We start from the raw sequence: 20,425 nt of genomic DNA on the forward strand, positions 1-20,425 counted from the left end.
CCGGGCATGCAGCCATACCCCACTCAGCCGCGATCCTTGCCCCGCAACATGCTGTCCAGCACGTCATCACGACGTACCCAACCGTGAAACAACGCCGCCGCCAAGTGCAGCAGCACGGTGAGAAACAGCAGATAAGCCAGATACCCATGCGCCTTGCGCAAAAACGCAAACACCTGTGCATTGGCCGGCAGGATCGACGGCAACTGGATCGAATTGCTGATCATCACCGGGTCACCCGCCGCCGAAATCATTGCCCAACCGAGCAATGGCAATACCAACATCAAGACGTACAACAAAACGTGCGAGGCCTTGGCCGCGAGTGCCTGCCAGCCCGGCAAGTCTGCCGGCAACGGCGGCTGTTGAGTAGAAAAGCGTACGAACAAACGCACGATCACCAGCAGCAAAATCGCAACGCCCAACGGCTTGTGCAGGTGAATCAACCACTCATGGCGCTCGGACACCGAGGCCACCATCCCCGCGCCAATAAACAGCATCGCAATGATCATCAGCGCCATCAGCCAATGCAGCAGCTGCGCCAACGGCGCGAAATGGTTCGGTTGAGCGCTCATTGTTGAGCCTCCTGTTTAGCGGCGGGCAACTGACTGACTTCACTGGTGCGGCGCAAGTAGGAATTGGCGTAACCGGCTGAGCGAGCAGCGAGCAACGGGTCGTCGGAACCTTCGATACCGCTGGGCAGCACGAGCGGATCGTAGTTGATGTCGCGGCACTCGCCATTGAGTTGTGGCTGGGTGCGTTCAAGGACCAAGGTGCCGGCATTCAGCACTTTGCGACTGTCGGGCCAGGCTTTGCTGGCGTCGTCGACCGGATCCTCCGGGTTCGCCAGCGTGATCATCAACTTCCACCGCAATGGTCCGGCCGACAAGCGCTGAACCAGGTCTTTCTCAAGAAAATCACTGCCTTCAGGCGCTGTAGCGCCCGCCGCATCCTGCGCTACCGGCACCATGTTCCAACGCACAGCCTGACGTTGACCGGCGGCATTCACCAGGTAGAACGCGTTGACGCTGTTGTACGTCTCGGTCGCATAACTGGCCGACGGCTTGGCGGTTTTGATCCAGGCCAGGAACGGCGCAGATTCCGGATGAGAACCGAAGAATGCCGGGACCGCCGCCGGGTTGGGTTTACCGGTGGCAGGATCCGGTGACTGGGCTTGCTGAAATTCATAGAACGCCTCAGGGGTGCCCACCGGGAACACCGGCATGCTGTTCATCCCGGTGCGCCACTGTTGACCGTTGGCCTGGGTGAAACGCAACGCCATGCTGCGAATCGGTACGGCGCTGTCCGGTGCGTAAGGGTTGCCGGCGGGCAGCGCGAATCGCCCGACCACTGGGGTCTGGGCTTCGCTGAACACCTGGGCACTGGAATAGGTGCGTGCCTCAGCGGTGCTTTCGAAATGACCGATCACACACACGCCTTTGGCGTGGTTGCGACGGAAACCCGGGTGTACGCCGTTGTTTTTCTCCAGCACATTGATGAGTGCTTTCGGCGTCAGGCGTTGTGGGTCGAGAGTGCCGTTGACGTAGGCAAAGGCACCAGCCAACGCGGCGACTACCACCGCAATGCCGGTCAGGCGCAACGTCAGGCTTGCAGCACTCAGCGGTGGCCGGGTGGGCGGTGATGAGCGATCTACCATGAATGACTCCAGGGCCATCGGCCACAAGTGAGAAGAACCAAGCAGACGACCCCCACACGGCTTTATTCCATCGCCCGGTGTTTATTTTTTCAGGCGTGGAATAACCTCAAGTGCCGGGCGTCTTCCGGGTGTCCGGTCTCACAAATACGTTCCTTTTTGGCGAGTGGCTGTTGTTGCCAGACAAGGCGCCGCGACGAGTCATAGCTCGCTATGGCAAGGAGCGGCAACGCAGTATGGCGACAACAGACGCCGCCAAAAAGGAAACGTATTTGTGAGACCGGACACTCCCCCACAGCGTAGTGACTAGTCAGAACTTCATGAACGATATCGACGAACAACTCAGAGAAATCATTCCCAGGCTGCGGCGTTTCGCCGTTTCGCTGACGCGCAATCCCAGCGGCGCAGACGATCTGGTGCAGTCGAGCCTGGAGCGAGCGTTGTCGAGTTGGGGCGACAAACGCCCCGAGGGCGACTTGCGCGCCTGGCTGTTTTCGATACTGTACCGGCAGTTTCTGGATGCCCACCGCCGCTCCCGACGCTACGTGCGGATGCTCGAATTCTTTACCGGGCGTGATGATGCGCAGCCTTCGGCCGAGCGTACGGTCATTGCCCAATCAACGCTGCAAGCCTTCGATCAACTCACCACCGAACAGCGCGCGCTGCTGCTTTGGGTGTCGGTGGAAGGTTTGAGTTATAAAGAGGTCGCCGAGATTCTCGACGTCCCCACCGGCACCGTGATGTCCCGCCTGTCCCGCGCCCGCCAGGCCTTGCGCCAGCTCAGCGACGGCGAAATCACCAGCCCTTCTCTGCGGATACTCAAATGATCAGCATGCCCCCGAGCGAGCGTGACCTGCACGCCTACGTCGATCACCAACTCAACGACGCCGACCGACGTCTGGTGGAAACGTATCTGGCCAGCAACCCGCAAATGGCTGCGCAAGTGCGCGCCTGGCAGCACGACGCCCAACAATTGCGTGCGGCCATGAGCGGCGCCCTGCACTACACGGCCAACCCGGACCTCGACCCGGCGCTGATTCGCCAGCGCATCAAACGCCAGTCCCGTCGTCATCTGGCCAGCGCGGCGGTGCTGTTGATTGCCGTCAGCGTGGGTGGGTTGAGCGGCTGGCAAGCGCGCCAAATGACCTTGCCCAGTCCCCCGCTGCCGATGACCGATGCCCTGCAGGCTTATCGCCTGATCGCCCAGCAAGGCATCCTGCCGGCCGACTACAAAGTCAGCGACGATGGCGACATGCAGGGGTGGCTCGATCGTTATTTCACCCGTGCCAATCGCCTGCCGGACCTGTCGAGTGCAGGCTTCAAACCGGTCAGCGGACGTTTGCTCAGCACCGAGCAAGGGCCGGCGGCGATGGTGGTTTACGAGGATAAGGGCGGGCACAAAATCAGCTTCTACGTGCGCCCACCGGGTCCGAAGAATATTTTCCTGCCACGGGGCAGTCGCAGCGATGGCGAGTTGCAGGCCGAGTACTGGTCCGGCAGCGGCTACAACTACGCGATGGTCAGCCCGAGCGACACGCCGGTGGCGCAGATGCTCAAGCAAACCGCACAGTTCTGAACACCCCGCCGTCTGTACCAATCGTGCCCACGCTATGCTCAAGAACGATCACAGTGGCAATCAACCCTGCCCGAACACTTGCGAAGGCCGGCGCAGCAGTGGGTCGAAGGGGTTGATCCGCGCCGCTTCACGCTTGAGCATCTCCACCACCACGCGTCCGCGTCAGTCGACAGGACTGGAAGGGAAATTACCCAACTGGTTACACTACGCCGCCGCTGCTGCTCGGGGAGCCGGCCTGACGATTTCTGGATGTTATGACCATGGCCGCTCGACCGCCCAACCGTTCGCGACTGACCCTGCTGAGCGATTGCCGGGTGTTGTGTTTCGACGAGTTTCACGTCCATGACATCGGCGATGCGATGCTCATCACACGGTTGTTCAAGGCGCTGTTTCGTCGCGGAATTCTGCTGATGGTGACGTCCAATTATCCGCCGGAAGGGTTGTTGCCCAACCCGCTCTACCACGCGCGTTTCAAGCCGGTCAGTTGCTGGAAGTGCGTGCACCGGCCTGACAGACGAGCCTGCTTTACCGCTATCATGTCGCCCATTTCCAGGCCCTGCGCCTTCCCTTGATCAAAAGCGATCTCGCTCATGGATACCCTCGCCCAACTGCGCGCCGGCCAATTGACTGGCATCACCCGCCTGGACCTGGCTTGCGGCCTGACAGAATTCCCCCGGGAAATTTTCGACCTGGCAGACTCGCTGGAAGTGCTCAACCTCAGCGGCAACGCCTTGAACAGCCTGCCGGAAGACCTCCATCGCCTGACCCGCTTACGGGTGCTGTTCTGTTCGGATAACCTGTTCACCGAACTGCCTGCGTGCCTGGGCCAATGCGCTGCGCTGACGATGATCGGTTTCAAGGCCAATGCCATCGAAACCGTCCCTGCTGCCGCGCTGCCGCCGTTGCTGCGCTGGTTGATCCTGACCGACAACCGCATCACGGAACTGCCTACTGAACTGGGCGACCGACCGTACCTGCAAAAACTCATGCTCGCCGGCAACCGCTTGCAGCGTCTGCCCCGCAGCCTGAGTCAGTGCCATCGGCTCGAACTGATTCGCATCGCCGCCAATCAGCTCAGTGAACTGCCCGAATGGTTGCTGGCCTTGCCCAGCCTGACCTGGTTGGCATACGCCGGTAACCCGTTGGAAAACGAAGACTCTGCGGCTGCGCTGGAAGCCACGGCCCAGATTCTCTGGGACCAATTGCGTCTGGAGCAGCAACTGGGCGAAGGCGCTTCGGGGGTGATTCATCGGGCCACATGGGAACCACCGGGGCAAGCGGCCATGCCAGTCGCGGTCAAGCTCTACAAGGGCGAAATGACCAGCGATGGTTCCCCCCTGCACGAAATGAATGCCTGCATCACCGCCGGCCTTCACCCCAACCTGATCCGGGTCGAAGGCCGAATCATCGATCATCCCGACCAGCAAGCCGGGCTAGTCATGCAACTGATCGATCCGAGTTATCGCAACCTGGCCGCGCTGCCGAGCCTGGCCTCCTGCACCCGCGACATCTACTCCGATGACACTCGTTTCAGCGCGGGCGTGGCATTGCGCATCGCCCATGGCATCGCCTCGGTGGCCAATCACTTGCACCGCCAAGGCATCACCCACGGCGACCTCTATGGCCACAATATTCTGTGGAACGAGCACGGCGATTGCCTGCTGGGGGATTTTGGCGCGGCGTCTTTCCACGCAACCTGCGACAGCCCTGAAAGCCGAGCGCTGCAACGGATCGAGGTGCGGGCATTTGGGGTGTTGCTGGGGGAATTGCTGGAGCGTATCGACTCAGGGTTGAGCGATGTCGCACGTGAAGAGCTGGAAGTGTTGCAAGAGCGCTGCTGTCAGCCAGAGGTGCTGAAGCGACCGGGGTTTAGCGAGATTGTGCGGGAGCTGCAAGATCGGTGACCGCTGCGCGGTCATTCGCTGGCAAGTCGAATCGTCGCACCGCAGCTCCTACAGTTGACCGAGTACTTCAGATAGAACTCAGTTAAATGTAGGAGCTGGCTTGCCCGCGAAGGCGGTCTGTCAGACGACAAAGCCGTCCCCGCTGGAATGCTTAACCCGCCAGACCCACAAACATATCCTGCACATCATCATGGTTGTCGAGGCCTTCCAGGAACGCTTCGACTTCAGCCATTTGCTCATCGCTCAAACCGCTGACCGGGTTCTTCGGCTGATAACCCAGTTTCGCCGACAACACCGTGAAACCTTGCTCTGGCAGCGCTTTTTGCACCGCATCCAGGTCCGCAGGCTCGGTCAGGAACAGGGTTGTGCCCTCTTCTTCACCTGGCTCGAAATCCTGGGCGCCGGCTTCAATTGCGGCCATTTCCGGATCGGCGTCCGGGCTGTCCGAGGACGCCTCGATCATGCCGACATGGTTGAAGTCCCACGACACCGAACCCGAAGCGCCCAATTGGCCCTTACGGAACGCCACGCGGATTTCAGCCACGGTGCGGTTGATGTTGTCGGTCACGCATTCAACGATCAGCGGCACCTGGTGCGGTGCGAAGCCTTCGTAAGTCACGCGATGGTATTGCACGGTTTCGCCGAGCTGGCCGGAGCCTTTCTTGATCGCGCGTTCGAGGGTTTCGCGGGGCATCGAAGCTTTTTTCGCCTGTTCAACCACCAGACGCAGGTGTGCGTTGGTAGCCACATCGGCGCCGTTGCGCGCAGCAATGGTGATTTCTTTCACCAGTTTGCCGAAAATCTTGCCCTTGGCGTTGGATGCCGCTTCTTTGTGTTTAACCTTCCACTGTGCGCCCATTACTCACTCTCTTGATCTGTGGCGCCGAGACATCTATTGGCCGACGCGTTGCGCAAGTTTATACGGCCTAAAGTTGGCAATCGACCAAAAAATGCTGGCTGACGTCACCGACGTCACGGATCGACATTTTCACCAGCACTCGTAGGGCAATTCTGAAATGTCGATTTGCGGTGACCATAGAGGGCTTTGGTTTCGTACCCTTCGCGTCCGTACTCCATGGCAGAAGCGCGTTCGATGCACAACGACAAGGAAAGTCTCTACACCCTGACCCTCCTCGACAGCGGATTGAGCCTGCAGGTATTGCAGTTCAGTGGCGCTGAAGGCCTGAACCAGCCCTATCGATTCGACATTGAAGTGATTGGCCTGGCGCCGGCAATGAACCTCGACCCGGTGCTGCAACAACCGGCCTTCCTGACCATTGGAGATCATTCCGGTGTTCACGGCATTGTTCACAGCGCCAGCCGTGAACATCGTGGCCTGCATCGCATCGGCTATCACCTGGTGCTGGTGCCTTACGTTCAAAACCTCGATCGTCACCGTTGCCGTCGGGTGTTTCATCGCCTCAGCGTGCCGGCGATCCTGCGTCTATTGTTCCAGGAACATGCGCTGCCTGAGGCCAGCTATCGTCTGGAACTGGCCACCGAGCACTACCCGCCCCGGCCGTTTTGCATTCAATACGAAGAAACCGCCCTGATGTTGATGCAGCGACTCTGCGAAGAAGAAGGCATCCACTATCACTTCGAACATCGGCGCGACGGGCATGTCCTGGTGCTGGCCGATGACACTCAGAAATTCCCCCAGGAGCCGCTGTTGCTGCCCATTCAGGCCGATACCAATCACGAGACTTTGTTGCCGGTCCTCCATGAGCTGTTCCAGCGTCATGACGCGCGCGCCCAACCTGAACGCCAAATCGCCCACAATCGCGGCCCTCAAACCACCGGTGACGGCGCAGCCAACCACCCCTTCGCCAAAACATCCGTTTCGACCACACGCCCCGCCCCCGAGCAGGCACACCGCGAGCAGGTCAGTCGTCGGGGACTGGAGCGTCTGCGCTGCCAGCATCGACAGATTGAAGGCCAAAGCAATCAAGCTGACTTGCGCAGTGGAAGCATCGTACAAGTGGCGGAGCATCCTCTGTCGGGCTTCAACGATCAGTGGCTGATCACCGATGTCCAACACCAGGGGCAACAGCCCTCAATCCTCGCTGACCAACGTCCTCGGCGCTACAGCAATCAATTCACCGCTATTCCCTGGTCAACGGAATTCAGGCCCGCGCTCACACAGCCCCGGCCGAGCATTCCGGGCTATCAGACGGCGTTAGTGCTGGGCGCGGTCGGGCAACCGGCAGAGTTGGATGAACACAATCGAATTCATGTGCGACTGTGGCCAACGCTGGAAGACAACACGGATAATTCCACCGGCCTATGGCTTCCCGTGGCCCTCACCACGGCGGACGGTCGGATTGATCCCGCCAGGCTGCCCATCGCCGGCACCGAGGTGCTCATCAGCTTTCTCGACAGCGACCCGGACCGCCCGGTGTTGTTTGCCGTCGCAGGCAGCCCGCCAAAGCCTCCAGCCGCATACCCATCACGCCGTGATGGGCGTTTGTTGCTCGATTGGCTGATCAATCGCTAGCCCTTGTCAGCCTTGCCGGCCGCTTCGCGGGCAAGCCCGCTCCTACCGGGATTCATGCTGGCCGCAGATTTTGTGTACGACGCAAAACCTGTGGGAGCGTGGCTTGCCCGCAATAGCCGCGCTGCGGTCTAGGAGATTGGCGCCAAATCAAAAAACGCCTGTATCAAGCGCAAATCCCGCCGCCGCTCCATGCACCCGATCATGTGCCGGTTAACCAGTCCCTCGCCAATAATCGGCACCGCCGCCACCCGTGGGTCATGGCTGACTTCCACCGACGACACCACGCCCACCCCCAATTGCGCCGCCACGGCCTCGGTCACCGCTTCACGACTGTCCAGCTCCAACAACACCCGTGGAATGACCACCGCCGCCGCGCAGGCTTCATCGAACGTGCGTCGGGTGATAGAACTCGGCTCACGCAACACCATGATCACCTGATCCAGATCCTTGAGCTTCACGCCTTTGGGTGCCTTGGCCCAAGGATGGCTTTCGGGCACCAACGCGCAAATCCGCGATTCGCTCAGCGCCTGCAAATGCAGGCCTTTGCGCGGTTCAACCTCGGTCAGTACCGCCACGTCGGCATGTTCGGACAATAACGCCGCCAGGGTTTCCTGGGCATTGCCCAGCCGTAGATTCACGGTGATGCCCGGGTAGCGCGCGCGCAGGCTGGCCAACATCGGCATCACCAGGTGTGGGCCGTCTGCCGCCACTTCCAGGCGCCCGGTCAGCAGCTGCCGGTTTGCTTCGAGCATCACTTGTGCCTCTTGCGCCAAGCCGAACATGGCCCGGGTGATTGCGGCCAGCTTGGTGCCTTCTTCGGTCAGCTCCACTCGCCGTGCAGTACGGCGCAACAAGGTGATTTGGTAATGCTCCTCCAGGGCCTTGATGTGCCCGGTCACCGCCGGCTGGCTGATGAACAACCGCGTCGCAGCTCGGGTGAAGCTGCCTTCGCGGGCCACGGCATCAAAGGCTCGAAGCTGGAACAGGTTCATGAATAACTCTCACTGATGGTTGGCATAACAACAAACAATTTGATTGATAGCACGGCAAATTGCAATTTATGTCCCGTAGCTTCATCCCATCAAATGCGAGGACACGAGAATGAGTACTGCCGAACCCATCCTGCTCACACCCGGCCCACTGACCACATCGGCCCGCACCCGTCAGGCGATGATGGTCGACTGGGGTTCATGGGATGACCGCTTCAATCAACTGACCGCCAGCCTGTGCGAGCAATTACTGGCCATCATCAACGGCGGCGACAGCCACCACTGCGTGCCCCTGCAAGGCAGCGGCACCTTCGCGGTCGAGGCAGCGATCGGCACGCTGGTGCCCCGCGACGGCAAAGTGCTGGTGTTGATCAACGGCGCCTACGGCAAACGCCTGGCGAAAATCTGCGAAGTCCTGGGCCGCTCCTTCAGCACTTTCGAGACCGCTGAGGACGAACCGACCACCGCTGCCGACGTCGACCGCCTGCTGCACGCCGACCCCAGCATCACGCATGTCGCACTGATTCACTGCGAAACCAGCACCGGCATCCTCAACCCGCTGCCGGAAATCGCCCATGTCATTGCGCAACACGGCAAACGCCTGATTATCGACGCCATGAGTTCTTTCGGCGCGCTGCCGGTGGATGCACAACAGGTGCCGTTCGATGCCCTGATCGCCGCGTCGGGCAAATGCCTGGAAGGTGTACCAGGGATGGGGTTCGTCTTCGCTCGCAAAGAGTCATTGGCCAACGCCGCCGGCAACTCACACTCGTTGGCGATGGACCTGTTCGACCAACACACCTACATGGCCAAGACCGGCCAATGGCGCTTCACTCCGCCGACCCACGTGGTCGCGGCGCTGCACGAAGCCTTGCTGCAATACAACGAAGAAGGCGGCTTGCCGGCGCGTCATCAGCGCTATGCCGACAACTGCAAAGTGCTGCTCGATAACATGGCCCAGCTCGGCCTGCGCAGCTTCCTGCCCACCGCGATTCAGGCGCCGATCATCGTCACCTTCCACGCACCGAAAGACCCGCGTTACCAGTTCAAGGAATTCTACGAACGCGTCAAGGCCAAGGGTTTCATCCTCTACCCCGGCAAGTTGACCCAGGTTGAAACCTTCCGCGTCGGCTGCATCGGCCACGTCAACCAGGCCGAGATGCGCGCGGCCGTGGAGGCGGTCGCCGAGGCACTGCGCGAGATGGAAGTCCTCGAAATCTGAGTAACACCGACATCCCCTGTGGGAGCGAGCCTGCTCGCGATAGCGGTCTGACATCCACCTTGATGCCGACAGACAGGGCCTCATCGCGAGCAGGCTCACTCCCACAAAAGCAGCGCCCCTATTAGCCAGTTGCCAAAGGATTTGATCACCATGAACTACGCAAACCCAACCAAACTGCAAGCCGCCATCCTCGACTGGGCCGGCACCGTCGTTGACTTCGGCTCCTTCGCACCTACCCAGATTTTTGTCGAAGCCTTCGCCGAATTCGACGTTCAGGTCTCCATCGAAGAAGCCCGCGGGCCGATGGGCATGGGCAAGTGGGACCACATCCGCACCCTGTGCGATCAGCCGCAAGTCGCCGAGCGTTATCGCGCCGTGTTCGGCCGCGCACCGACCGACGATGATGTCACCGCCATCTACAAACGCTTCATGCCGCTGCAAATCGAAAAAATCGCCGAACACTCGGCCCTGATTCCCGGCGCTCTAGACACCATCGCTAACCTGCGCCAACAAGGAATCAAGATCGGTTCCTGCTCCGGCTACCCGAAACAGGTGATGGACAAAGTGGTCGAGCTGGCCGCCACCAATGGTTACGTTGCCGACCACGTCGTCGCCACCGATGAAGTCCCCAACGGTCGTCCGTGGCCGGCTCAGGCTTTAGCGAATGTAATTGCGCTGGGCATTGACGATGTCGCCGCCTGCGTGAAGATCGACGACACCGTGCCGGGCATTCTTGAAGGTCGTCGCGCTGGCATGTGGACCGTGGCGCTGATCTGCTCGGGCAACGCGCTGGGCCTGGACTACGAAGGCTATCGAGCCCTGGGCAGCGATAAACTGGACAGCGAACGCAAGCGCATCCATGCGATGTTCGAAAGCTCACGCCCGCACTACATGATCGACACCATCACCGACTTGCCGCAAGTGATTGCCGACATCAACAAGCGCCTGGCCAATGGTGAGATGCCGCAAAGCAGCTGATCGCGGTTCTCTGCGCATAAAAAGCGCCCGTCCCCCAAAGGAACGGGCGCTTTTTTATTGCCAATCACTTGATCCAGAGCCTTGAACACTTAAACAGCCACAGGCAAATCCACCAAATCGGATTACAGTTAAGGAACGCCGTCGGACAAGAACGGTGGCTTTAGACCCGACCTGTGAGGAACACCCTATGCCATGGAAGAACTCGGAATCACGCTACAGCACCGTATCAATCGCGCTGCATTGGTTGATGCTGGTCTTGCTGGCGCTGGTTTACGCCTCTATCGAGTTTCGCGGGATCTTTCCCAAAGGCAGTGGCGGACGCACGCTGATCGTTGAGTCGCACTTCATGCTGGGCCTGACCGTGTTCGTGCTGGTCTGGTTGCGCTTGTTCGCCCGCAGCCTGGGGCCTGCACCGCAGATCTTCCCCGCCTCGCCTCAGTGGCAAACCACACTCGCGAAGTTGATGCACTGGGCGCTGTACATTTTCATGATCGCCATGCCGATTCTGGGCTGGCTGGTGACCAGCGCCAAGGGCAATCAGGTGATGTTTTATGGCTTTGATCTGCCGTTGCTGGTGGCCGAAAACAAGGACTTCGCCAAACAGCTCCAGGGCTGGCACGTGCTCGGTGGCACCATCGGCTACTGGCTGATCGGCTTGCACGCCGTGGCCGGGATCTATCACCACTATGTGGTGGGGGATAACACCTTGCTGCGGATGATGCCTAAACGAAATTGAGCGCTGCTGATTTTGTGGCGAGGGGCTTGCCCCCTCACCGCAAGACCGATGTGACTTTCAGATTTGTGGATTAAATCCCCGCAGCCCCTGCAAGCCGCCGGTGTGGATGAAGATCAAGCGTGTACCCTTTTCAAAATGTCCAGCCTCGACTTTCTGCTTGAGCATCAGCAGCGCTTTGCCGGTGTACAACGGTTCCAGAGGCACACCGCTGACTTGTTCGGTTTGATCGATGAAGTCGAGTAGCGGCTGATCGACTTTGGCAAAGCCGCCACGGCTGGCGTCCAGCAGTTCGTAGTAGCGCAGCGCTATACCCGCTTCTCGCAGAATCGATTCGACGTGTTGCGCAACACCGTGATCGTCGGGCACCGCCATCGCACCGTACACCTTGCGTTCGCCAGCCTCGGCCAGCACCAGGCCGGCCAGGGTGGTGCCGGTTCCGCAAGACAGCCACCAGCCGTCGTAATCGCTCCAGCCCAGATGACTCAATTGATCGTCGACCATTGCCTTCAACGGTATGCAGCCGCGCGCACCTCGTAGACCGCCGCCCCCTTCGGGCACCGGATGCATATCGGGGTATTGCGCCTGCCAGGGTTGCCAGAAATCCGGCTCATTCCGCGCCCGGTAGCCGCCGTAACCCAACCAGTGCAATTGCATGCCGAATGCCTGCAAGTCCTTCACCGTCGGGGTGTCTTGCGGATGACCACGCAACAGCCCGACGGTGCTGAAACCGAAGCGTTTTCCGGCGGCGGCCAATGCGTGCAGATGATTGGAGTGCGCACCGCCCAGGCTGATGATGCCGTTGGCACTGGCGAGGTCGGCGGCGAGGAGGTGTTCGAGGAGCTTGAACCACTTGTTGCCGCTGATCAGCGGGTCGATCTGGTCGAGGCGCAGGGTAGCAACTTCGATACCGGCGGTAGTGAGCCAGTCGAGCTTGAGGGTTTCGAGGGGGGCTTGGGGTAGCCAGTCGTTGGGAGGGAGAAGCATCGATGCCGGCTCTGGGTAAAGAGCGGGCATCTTAGCAGTCAACCTGTGGCGAGGGAGCTTGCTCCCGCTCGGCTGCGCAGCAGGCGCAAAATCTGACAGAACACCTCTCAGAGAGGGAGTCCTTCGGCCTCCAGCGGGAGCAAGTTCCCTCGCCACAGGGGTTGATTACAACTCTGCAGCCAACCGCGAACCCTGATTGATCGCACGCTTGGCATCCAGCTCCGCCGCCACATCCGCGCCGCCAATCAAATGCACGTTCTGCCCCGCCGCCACCAAACCGTCCTGCAATTCGCGCAGCGGATCCTGCCCGGCGCAAATCACGATGTTGTCCACCGGCAGCACTTGCGGCTCGCCGGTTTCGCCGATACGAATGTGCAGGCCTTCGTCGTCAATCTTCAGGTACTCGACGCTGTTAAGCATCTGCACTTGCTTGTTCTTCAGCCCGGTACGATGAATCCAGCCAGTGGTTTTACCGAGGCCGTCGCCGACCTTGGATTTTTTGCGTTGCAGCAAGAACACCTCACGGGCCGGTGCATGCGGCTCAGCCTTGATGCCCGCAACGCCGCCGCGCGCTTCCAGGTGAGTGTCAATGCCCCACTCTTTCCAGAACGCTTCGCGGTCCTGACTGGTGGCTACGCCCTGGTGCACCAAAAACTCCGACACGTCGAAACCGATACCGCCAGCGCCGATCACCGCGACACGCTTGCCCACCGGTTTGCGCTCCAGGATCACGTCCAGGTAGCTCAACACCTTGGCGTTTTCCACGCCGGGAATCGCCGGGGTTCTTGGCGCGATGCCCGTGGCGAGGATGATCTCGTCGTAACCGCCCTCGACCAATTGCGCCACGTCAACGCGGGTGTTCAGGCACACCTCGACGTTGGTGGTCTGCAATTTACGATTGAAATAACGCAGGGTTTCAAAAAACTCTTCCTTGCCCGGTACGCGCTTGGCGACGTTGAACTGACCGCCGATTTCACTGGCCGAATCAAACAGCGTCACCTGATGCCCGCGCTCGGCGGCCACCGTCGCAGCGGAAAGCCCCGCAGGACCGGCACCGACCACGGCGATTTTTTTGATCTGCTGCACCGGCAGGTAGTTGAGCTCGGTTTCATGGCAAGCGCGCGGGTTGACCAGGCAACTGGTCAATTTGCCGCCGAAGGTGTGATCCAGGCACGCCTGGTTGCAACCGATGCAGGTGTTGATTTCATCGGCACGCCCTTCAGCGGCCTTGTTGACGAAGTCCGGGTCGGCGAGGAACGGCCGTGCCATGGACACCATGTCGGCGTCGCCTTCGGCCAGAATCTGTTCGGCCACTTCCGGGGTGTTGATGCGGTTGGTGGTGATCAGCGGAATGCTCACCGAGCCACGCAGTTTGGCGGTGACTTTGCTGAACGCCGCACGCGGTACTTTGGTGGCGATGGTCGGGATCCGCGCTTCGTGCCAGCCAATACCAGTGTTGATGATCGTTGCGCCGGCCTTTTCGATGGCCTTGGCCAGGGTGACGATTTCTTCCCAGGTGCTGCCACCTTCCACGAGGTCGAGCATCGACAGGCGGAAGATAATAATGAAGTTCGGCCCCACCGCTTCACGCACGCGACGGACGATTTCCACCGGCAGGCGCATACGGTTTTCGTAGCTGCCGCCCCAGCGGTCGGTGCGGTGGTTCGTATGGGCGGCGAGGAACTGGTTAATGAAATAACCTTCGGAGCCCATGATCTCGACGCCGTCATACTCGGCTTGTTGAGCCAGTGTCGAACAGGTCACGAAATCGCTGATTTGCTTCTCAATGCCTTCCTCGTCCAGCTCTTTAGGCTTGAACGGGTTGATCGGCGCCTGGATGGCGCTCGGCGCGACCTGCTTGGGGCTGTAGGCATAACGCCCGGCGTGGAGGATCTGCATGCAGATCTTGCCGCCCGCTTCATGCACGGCACGAGTCACGATCTGGTGTTTGAGTGCTTCTTCTTCGGTGGTCAGCTTGGCCGCCCCGGAATACACCCCGCCCTCATCGTTGGGGCCGATGCCGCCGGTGACCATCAGGCCAACGCCGCCACGGGCACGTTCGGCAAAGTACGCCGCCATGCGTTCGAAACCGCCGGGTTTCTCCTCAAGACCGGTGTGCATCGAACCCATCAGGGTGCGATTGCGCAGCGTGGTAAAACCCAGGTCCAACGGGGCCAAGAGGTGCGGGTAATGAGCGGCGGCCATTTGTAACTCCACATCGAGCGATCACGGAAAAAGTGCAGGAGCTCTTTGGCCCCTGTCAGTCATGTGGCACAGACTAAGAGTCGCGCAGTTGTCACTCAATGACCGAAACTGACAACTTAATGATCGAAATGTGCAGCAGCCTTTGGCAAGCGCCTGAAAAAAACGGGCGATGAATGCTTCATCGCCCGTTATCTTGTCAGCTCCATGGGCAGTCAAACACGCTGCTCGACTGCTTCAACCACCACAATAGATGGCTTGAGGATTCTTACTCGGTCACACCCACGATGTGCTCAGGTGCCGGCTCGGCACTGCCGATCGGTGCGTTGAGCAGCAGGTAGTACGCCAGGGCCGAACACAGCGCCACCACCGCACTGATCATGAACGCAGTGTTGAACGAACCCGAGTACTCAATGCTAAAGCCCGTCACGATCGGCGCGACGGAACCGGCGATGTAGCCGCCGAAGTTCTGGATCGAACCGAACGAGGCCACCCGGCGGCTGTCGACGATCGTGTTGACGATCATCCAGGCCGTAGCGCTGGCCATGTTGATGCTGAACAGCGCCAGGCACAGCAGGATGATGCAACCGGTAAGGCCCGAGACATACGACAGCGGCAAGGTGAACAGTGCAGCCAGTACCAGGCCGGTGATCACGCCAAATTTGCGGCTGGCCAGGATGCTCATGCCACGGCGCACCAGCATGTCGCAGAAGCGTCCGGCGACGATGGTTCCCAACGCGCCGAAACCATAGGCCAGCGACACCAGCCATGCGGTCTTGTAAAGGTTCATCCCATGCTCGCGCTCGAAGTAACCGGGCAACCAGGTCAGGTGAAGCCACAGCATGTAGATCACGCCCATGAAGCCCAGGACCGCACCCCAGGTGCTGCGGTGCTTGAACAGGTCGAGCCAGCCGGCGAAGTAGGACACCTTCGGCGCCTGCGAAGTGGCCGCTTGTACCTGAGGCTTTTTCTCGGTTGGCAACGGTTTGCCTTCAGCTGCGAGCTCGGCCAGGTACTGCGCCTTGCTCTTGTAGAAGGTCAGCCAGCTCAAGGCCAGAACGATACCGAGCGCGCCGGTAATGATGAACATTCCGCGCCAGCCGAAGTTGACCATGAACACCGTCAGCAACGGAGGCGCCAGGCATGGACCCAGGCACGTCGATGACCAGACGATCCCGGTCGGCGTACCGCGCTCGTTGGCATCGAACCATTCGGACAGGGCCTTGGCCGCCGAAGGGAACATCGGTGCCTCGCCAATCCCCAGCAGCACGCGCAGGCCCATGAAGCCGGCAAAGCTGTTGACCATACCGAACGCCGACTGTGCCACCGACCAGGCCAACAACGAGGCGCCCAGGGCGATCTTGCTGCCCAATCGGTCGATGATCAGGCCCATTGGCAACTGCGCAAAGGCGTAGGCGATGGAGAACGCCGACAACAGAATGCCCATCTGCGAGGGGCTGATCATCATCTCCTTCTGAATCGAGGTATTGGCGATCGACAGTGCGCTACGGTCCAGATAGTTGACGATGCCGATCAACAGCAGGAAAACAACCGTGATGCTTTGATACTTCTTAAGTGTGTTCATCTGATGGCCTTTATTATTGTTGTTACAGCGGTTTCAACGCCCGGGTGATCCTTCATCCGGTGCCACACTCATCCTTGGGATACGGAAAAATCAGGCTTGGCGCGCCGTCACCGCCGCATCGAGCAGGCCACGACGACTCAAGCTGTCGATCAGCGAGCGCAGGCCGAAATCCCACTGCGGCGCCTGGTCACTGGTGGTCACGCGGTTGCTCAGGGCGCCCAGTTGCACGTTGCTGATGGTCACCACATCGCCCAACTTGTGGGTGAAACCGTTGCCCGGCTGGTCGCGATCCTGCTTGGGGGCGAACAGGGTACCGAGGAACAGCACCAGGCCATCGGGATATTGGTGATTTTCGTTAAGTGTTTGCTGGACCAGGTCGAGCGGGTCGCGGCTGATCTGGCTCATGGAACTGCGGCCCTCAAGGATGAAACCGTCCTGGCCTTCGACGCGCAGATCCACTTGCGCGTTACGTACGTCATCCAGGCTGAAGGTCTCGTCGAACAGGCGCAGCAAGGGTCCGAGCGAGGTAGAGGCGTTGTTGTCCTTGGCCTTGCCAAGCAGCAAGGCGCTGCGCCCTTCGAAGTCGCGCAGGTTGACGTCGTTGCCAAGCATGGCGCCCTGAATCGTACCGTTGCTCGACACCGCCAGCACCACTTCCGGTTCCGGGTTGTTCCAGCTCGACTTGGGGTGAATGCCGATGTCGGCGCCATGGCCAACCGCCGACAGCGGCTGGGCCTTGGTGAAAATTTCGGCATCCGGGCCGATGCCCACTTCCAGATACTGTGACCACAGGCCCTGTTCCACCAGCACCTTGCGCAACGCTTCGGCCTGGGTCGAGCCCGGGACGATTTGCGAAAGGTCGGCGCCAATGCGGCTGGCCAGGGTGTCGCGGATCGCGTCAGCCTTCGCCGAATCACCCTTGGCTTGCTCTTCGACTACGCGCTCCAAGAGGCTGGCGGCGAAGGTCACGCCAGCCGCCTTGACCGCCTGCAGGTCAATCGGCGCCAGCAGCCACGGCAGGTTTTCGTCGCGCAGGCTCGGGTCGCTGTTGTCGAGCAACCCGGGCAACTCGATCAAGGCCTCGGCCAAGGGCAATGCACGCAGGTACGCCACTGGGTCAGCCACTTCAAGCAAGGCCGAGATGGTCGCCACGTGGGCGCTGATGTCGTGCACGGCACCGGCCTTGACCAGCACCACTGCCGGCCCCTGGCCGGGCAGCCAAACGCGTCCGACCCAACTGCCGGTATTGAATACGGTGGTGTTGTTGCTCAACTGCAATGGCGCTTGTGCTCTCGATTCGTTTGTCATGTCTGCACTCTTGTTGTCATTGCGTAGGAGCGAGCTTGCTCGCGAAGATCGTTAACGAGGAGGTGTGCTTTCTGAATAAAAGCGTTGTGCTCAGGTTCTTCGCGAGCAAGCTCGCTCCTACAAGGGGCGTCAGGAAAGTGCTGGCAGCTGCAACTGCCCGGCTGTTTGGTTGAGTTCATCAACCACTTTCTGCGCCAGGTTCACCCCTTCGCGCAGGGCTTGTTTGCGCAGCTTCAGGCCGGCCTGGCCAGGCAAGCGCACCGGGCGCTCGGGGTCTACCGGACGGCTGTCCAGAATCAGCTTGCTCAGGAAAGAACTTTCATCGGTGAAGGCCTCCAGCCCGCCGAAGAAACGCGGGTCAATCACCACAGCCGTGGCCGAGGCGCCCCATTGGTCCGGTGCGTCTTTGCGCCCATGGCCGGCCAACCCCGAGGTCAGGGCCTCGACCAGAATCGCCAAGGCAAAACCCTTGTGCCCAAAAGCCTGGCCGCCCAAGGGGAGGATGCCGCCCGGCGGAGTGGTGAAGAAGTCCGCCGGGGCGTCACTCAAGCGGCCCTCGTTGCTCATCAGCACTGGGTGCGGCAGTGTGCTGCCGGCATCGCGGCACTGGCCGATCAGGCCCAGGGTCACGGTGGACATGCTCACATCCAGCAGGATTGGCTCGCCCCGTGTCGGGATCCCGGCGGCAATCGGGTTGGGTGTATAGATCGGGTCGATCCCGCCATGGGCGCACACCAGCCCTACCGAAGGGTCCGAGGAATACACCATGGCCACCAGACCACGGTCAGTGAAGGGTTTCAGGTAAGCGGCCAGGCAACCGATGTGCGAGGCACGGCGCACCACGGCGATACCTATGCCCTGCTCCGTGGCGCCCTTGGCCGCGCAGTCTAGAGCACGGCTGACACAATAAGGGCCGAGCACATAGTGGCCGTCGAACAGGGCCGAAATGCCGCTGTCCGAGACTTGCTCCAGCAACCCGGCACTGGCCTTGACCTGCCCGGTCAGCATGCCGCCGATATAGCGGCTCACCAGGTTGAGGCCGTGGGTGCGATGACCCAGCAGCTCACCTTCGAGCAGTACCCGGGTCACCACTTGGGCGACCTCGGCGTCAGCCCCGGCTTTTTCGAACAGTTGCTCGACGAAATCGGTGAGCATTTGAGCGTCGTAGCGTTTAGCTTCAGTCATGTTCCTGCTCCGTGATCAATTCAACGCCGCTATGCTGTGTTTGCCATCGACCAAGCGCTGTATGCCCAGTGGGTTGGCGTTCTTCAAGGCATCGGGCAGCAACGCATCGGGCACGTTCTGGTAGCACACCGGGCGCAGGAAACGATCGATCGCCAGCGTGCCGACCGACGTGCCGCGGGCATCGGAAGTGGCCGGGTATGGGCCGCCGTGGACCATGGCATCACACACCTCGACACCGGTCGGGTAGCCGTTGACCAGCACTCGACCGACCTTCACCTCCAACGCGCCAAACAGTTGAGCAAAGGTGGCCAGATCATCCTGGTCGGCCAGCAGCGTGGCCGTGAGCTGGCCATGCAAGGCATCGACTGCGCGCAACAGTTCTGCTTCATCCGCCACCTGGATCACCACCGTGCACGGGCCGAAGACCTCTTCCTGAAGCAGGGGATCCTGTTCCAGCAATAGGCTGATGTCGGCTTCGAACAACTGCGGCTGTGCCTGGTTGCCCTTTTGCGCCAGGCCGCTCAAGTGTTTGATGCGCGGGTGGGCAAGCAACGCCTGCAAGCCTTTGCCGTAGCTGCTCAAGGTGCCTGCATTGAGCATGGTCTGCGGCGCTTGCTCGGCCATGTGCCCGGTCAGGTGCTCAAGGAAGGTGCTGAAGGCCGGCGAGCGGAGACCCAGTACCAGGCCAGGGTTGGTACAAAACTGGCCACAGCCCTGCACCACCGAGGTGCTCAGTTCCTTGGCTATTTGTCCGCCACGGTTGGCCAGGGCCTGTGGCAGGACCAGCACCGGGTTGATACTCGACATCTCGGCAAACACTGGAATCGGCTGCGGCCTTGCTGCCGCCATGTCGCACAGGGCACGGCCACCTTTGAGCGAGCCGGTAAAGCCCACCGCCTGAATGCCCGGGTGCTTGACCAGCGCCTCGCCGACGCCCGCACCGAAGATCATGTTGAACACGCCAGCCGGCATTCCGGTGCGTTCGGCGGCGCGGATCAGCGCTTCGGCCACCCGCTCGGCCGTCGCCATGTGGCCGCTGTGTGCCTTGAATACCACCGGACAACCGGCGGCCAGGGCTGCAGCGGTATCACCGCCGGCCGTGGAGAACGCCAGGGGGAAGTTGCTCGCGCCGAATACCGCCACCGGACCGACCCCGATGCGGTACTGGCGCAAGTCAGACCGTGGCAAAGGGCTGCGTGTCGGCAGCGCCTGGTCGATGCGTGCACCATAGAAGTCGCCACGGCGCAGCACTTGGGCAAACAGGCGCATCTGGCCACTGGTACGACCGCGTTCACCCTGGATTCGAGCGCTCGGCAGCGCCGTTTCCTGGCAGGTCATGGCGATGAAATCGTCGCCCAGCGCGTCGAGCTCGTCAGCAATAGCTTCAAGGAATTCGGCCCGGCGAACCGCCGGCAGATTTCGATACAAGGGGAACGCCGCGCGCGCTGCTGCCACCGCCGTATCAACCTCCGCCGGGGTTGCCTGATGGAAAGCGTCTGGCAGGCGTTCACCGGTGTGGGCGTCAACGCTATAGACCAGGGTGTCGCCCAGGGCGCTGCGCTGGCCGGCAATAAAGTTGTATCCGGAAAATTGCATGGGTTTTTCGCCTAGTAA

17 protein-coding genes and 2 pseudogenes are annotated in these 20,425 nt (G+C 60.7%); 8 read left to right on the forward strand and 11 right to left on the reverse strand.

The annotated features are described in order from the left end of the window. Positions 1 to 23 precede the first annotated feature (23 nt). Positions 24 to 569, reverse strand: coding sequence for a cytochrome b (locus ACA048_RS18655; RefSeq protein WP_497625736.1), 546 nt, complete (start codon positions 567 to 569; stop codon positions 24 to 26). Continuing rightward, the gene (locus ACA048_RS18660) at positions 566 to 1,651 is read right to left on the reverse strand and encodes a catalase family peroxidase (protein WP_497625737.1); all 1,086 of its coding nucleotides are present in this window, start codon (positions 1,649 to 1,651) and stop codon (positions 566 to 568) included. Before ACA048_RS18660 ends, ACA048_RS18655 begins: the two co-directional genes overlap by 4 nt. A gap of 317 nt (positions 1,652 to 1,968) precedes the next feature. Here ACA048_RS18660 and ACA048_RS18665 point away from each other — a divergent pair, with 317 nt between their 5' ends. Both ACA048_RS18665 and ACA048_RS18670 read left to right on the forward strand, forming a co-directional pair. Beyond that, positions 1,969 to 2,475 carry an RNA polymerase sigma factor gene (locus tag ACA048_RS18665; protein ID WP_497625738.1) on the forward strand — a complete coding sequence of 169 codons (507 nt, stop codon included), beginning with the start codon at positions 1,969 to 1,971 and terminating at the stop codon, positions 2,473 to 2,475. Continuing rightward, on the forward strand, positions 2,472 to 3,224 hold the full coding sequence (locus ACA048_RS18670) for an anti-sigma factor family protein (protein ID WP_497625739.1): 753 nt from the start codon (positions 2,472 to 2,474) through the stop codon (positions 3,222 to 3,224). Before ACA048_RS18665 ends, ACA048_RS18670 begins: the two co-directional genes overlap by 4 nt. 60 nt (positions 3,225 to 3,284) lie before the next feature. Here the strand turns inward: ACA048_RS18670 and ACA048_RS18675 are convergent. Further along, positions 3,285 to 3,374: pseudogene (locus ACA048_RS18675) on the reverse strand (IclR family transcriptional regulator); the annotation flags it as partial. 146 nt (positions 3,375 to 3,520) lie between these two features. On the opposite strand from ACA048_RS18675, the pseudogene zapE reads away from it, so the two are divergent. Together zapE and ACA048_RS18685 are read left to right on the forward strand one after the other, a co-directional pair. Next, positions 3,521 to 3,703, forward strand: a pseudogene (gene zapE, locus ACA048_RS18680) (AFG1/ZapE family ATPase); the annotation flags it as partial. Between the two features lie 111 nt (positions 3,704 to 3,814). Further along, positions 3,815 to 5,128 (forward strand): protein kinase, encoded by a 1,314-nt coding sequence (locus tag ACA048_RS18685; RefSeq protein WP_497625740.1) that lies wholly within the window; start codon positions 3,815 to 3,817, stop codon positions 5,126 to 5,128. A 151-nt stretch (positions 5,129 to 5,279) separates the two neighbouring features. Here the strand turns inward: ACA048_RS18685 and ACA048_RS18690 are convergent, their stop codons facing one another. Further along, positions 5,280 to 5,987 (reverse strand): YebC/PmpR family DNA-binding transcriptional regulator, encoded by a 708-nt coding sequence (locus tag ACA048_RS18690; RefSeq protein WP_497625741.1) that lies wholly within the window; start codon positions 5,985 to 5,987, stop codon positions 5,280 to 5,282. A gap of 234 nt (positions 5,988 to 6,221) precedes the next feature. Between ACA048_RS18690 and ACA048_RS18695 the strand changes: the two genes are divergently transcribed. Next, positions 6,222 to 7,622, forward strand: a complete 1,401-nt coding sequence (locus tag ACA048_RS18695; RefSeq protein WP_497625742.1) for a type VI secretion system Vgr family protein — start codon at positions 6,222 to 6,224, stop codon at positions 7,620 to 7,622. Between the two features lie 128 nt (positions 7,623 to 7,750). Here the strand turns inward: ACA048_RS18695 and ACA048_RS18700 are convergent, their stop codons facing one another. Continuing rightward, entirely contained in the window at positions 7,751 to 8,614 is an 864-nt protein-coding gene (locus ACA048_RS18700) for a LysR substrate-binding domain-containing protein (RefSeq protein WP_497625743.1), read from the reverse strand. A gap of 109 nt (positions 8,615 to 8,723) precedes the next feature. Here ACA048_RS18700 and ACA048_RS18705 point away from each other — a divergent pair, with 109 nt between their 5' ends. The 3 genes from ACA048_RS18705 (at position 8,724) to ACA048_RS18715 (ending at position 11,547) form a co-directional block, all read left to right on the forward strand. Further along, on the forward strand, positions 8,724 to 9,833 hold the full coding sequence (locus ACA048_RS18705; protein WP_497625744.1) for a 2-aminoethylphosphonate--pyruvate transaminase: 1,110 nt from the start codon (positions 8,724 to 8,726) through the stop codon (positions 9,831 to 9,833). Between the two features lie 150 nt (positions 9,834 to 9,983). After that, entirely contained in the window at positions 9,984 to 10,811 is an 828-nt protein-coding gene (phnX, locus tag ACA048_RS18710) for a phosphonoacetaldehyde hydrolase (RefSeq protein WP_497625745.1), read from the forward strand. 187 nt (positions 10,812 to 10,998) lie between these two features. Beyond that, entirely contained in the window at positions 10,999 to 11,547 is a 549-nt protein-coding gene (locus tag ACA048_RS18715) for a cytochrome b (protein WP_497625746.1), read from the forward strand. A gap of 57 nt (positions 11,548 to 11,604) precedes the next feature. Here ACA048_RS18715 and ACA048_RS18720 read toward each other — a convergent pair whose 3' ends face one another. From ACA048_RS18720 to ACA048_RS18745, 6 genes are all read right to left on the reverse strand, one after another. Further along, a complete protein-coding gene (locus ACA048_RS18720) occupies positions 11,605 to 12,531 on the reverse strand; it encodes a 1-aminocyclopropane-1-carboxylate deaminase/D-cysteine desulfhydrase (RefSeq protein ID WP_497625747.1) in 927 nt (308 codons plus the stop codon). Positions 12,532 to 12,696: 165 nt separating this feature from the next. Then, complete coding sequence (locus ACA048_RS18725; protein WP_497625748.1) at positions 12,697 to 14,736, reverse strand: oxidoreductase; 2,040 nt, start codon at positions 14,734 to 14,736, stop codon at positions 12,697 to 12,699. Between the two features lie 265 nt (positions 14,737 to 15,001). After that, a complete protein-coding gene (locus ACA048_RS18730; RefSeq protein WP_497625749.1) occupies positions 15,002 to 16,318 on the reverse strand; it encodes an MFS transporter in 1,317 nt (438 codons plus the stop codon). Positions 16,319 to 16,408: 90 nt separating this feature from the next. Beyond that, the gene (locus ACA048_RS18735) at positions 16,409 to 17,626 is read right to left on the reverse strand and encodes a fumarylacetoacetate hydrolase family protein (protein WP_497625750.1); all 1,218 of its coding nucleotides are present in this window, start codon (positions 17,624 to 17,626) and stop codon (positions 16,409 to 16,411) included. Between the two features lie 129 nt (positions 17,627 to 17,755). Beyond that, positions 17,756 to 18,811: an Ldh family oxidoreductase gene (locus tag ACA048_RS18740; RefSeq protein ID WP_497625751.1), complete on the reverse strand. Its 1,056-nt coding sequence runs from the start codon at positions 18,809 to 18,811 to the stop codon at positions 17,756 to 17,758. A 15-nt stretch (positions 18,812 to 18,826) separates the two neighbouring features. Beyond that, on the reverse strand, positions 18,827 to 20,407 hold the full coding sequence (locus tag ACA048_RS18745; protein ID WP_497625752.1) for an aldehyde dehydrogenase (NADP(+)): 1,581 nt from the start codon (positions 20,405 to 20,407) through the stop codon (positions 18,827 to 18,829). Positions 20,408 to 20,425 lie beyond the last annotated feature (18 nt).

The organism is Pseudomonas sp. LBUM1659 (genome assembly GCF_059716045.1).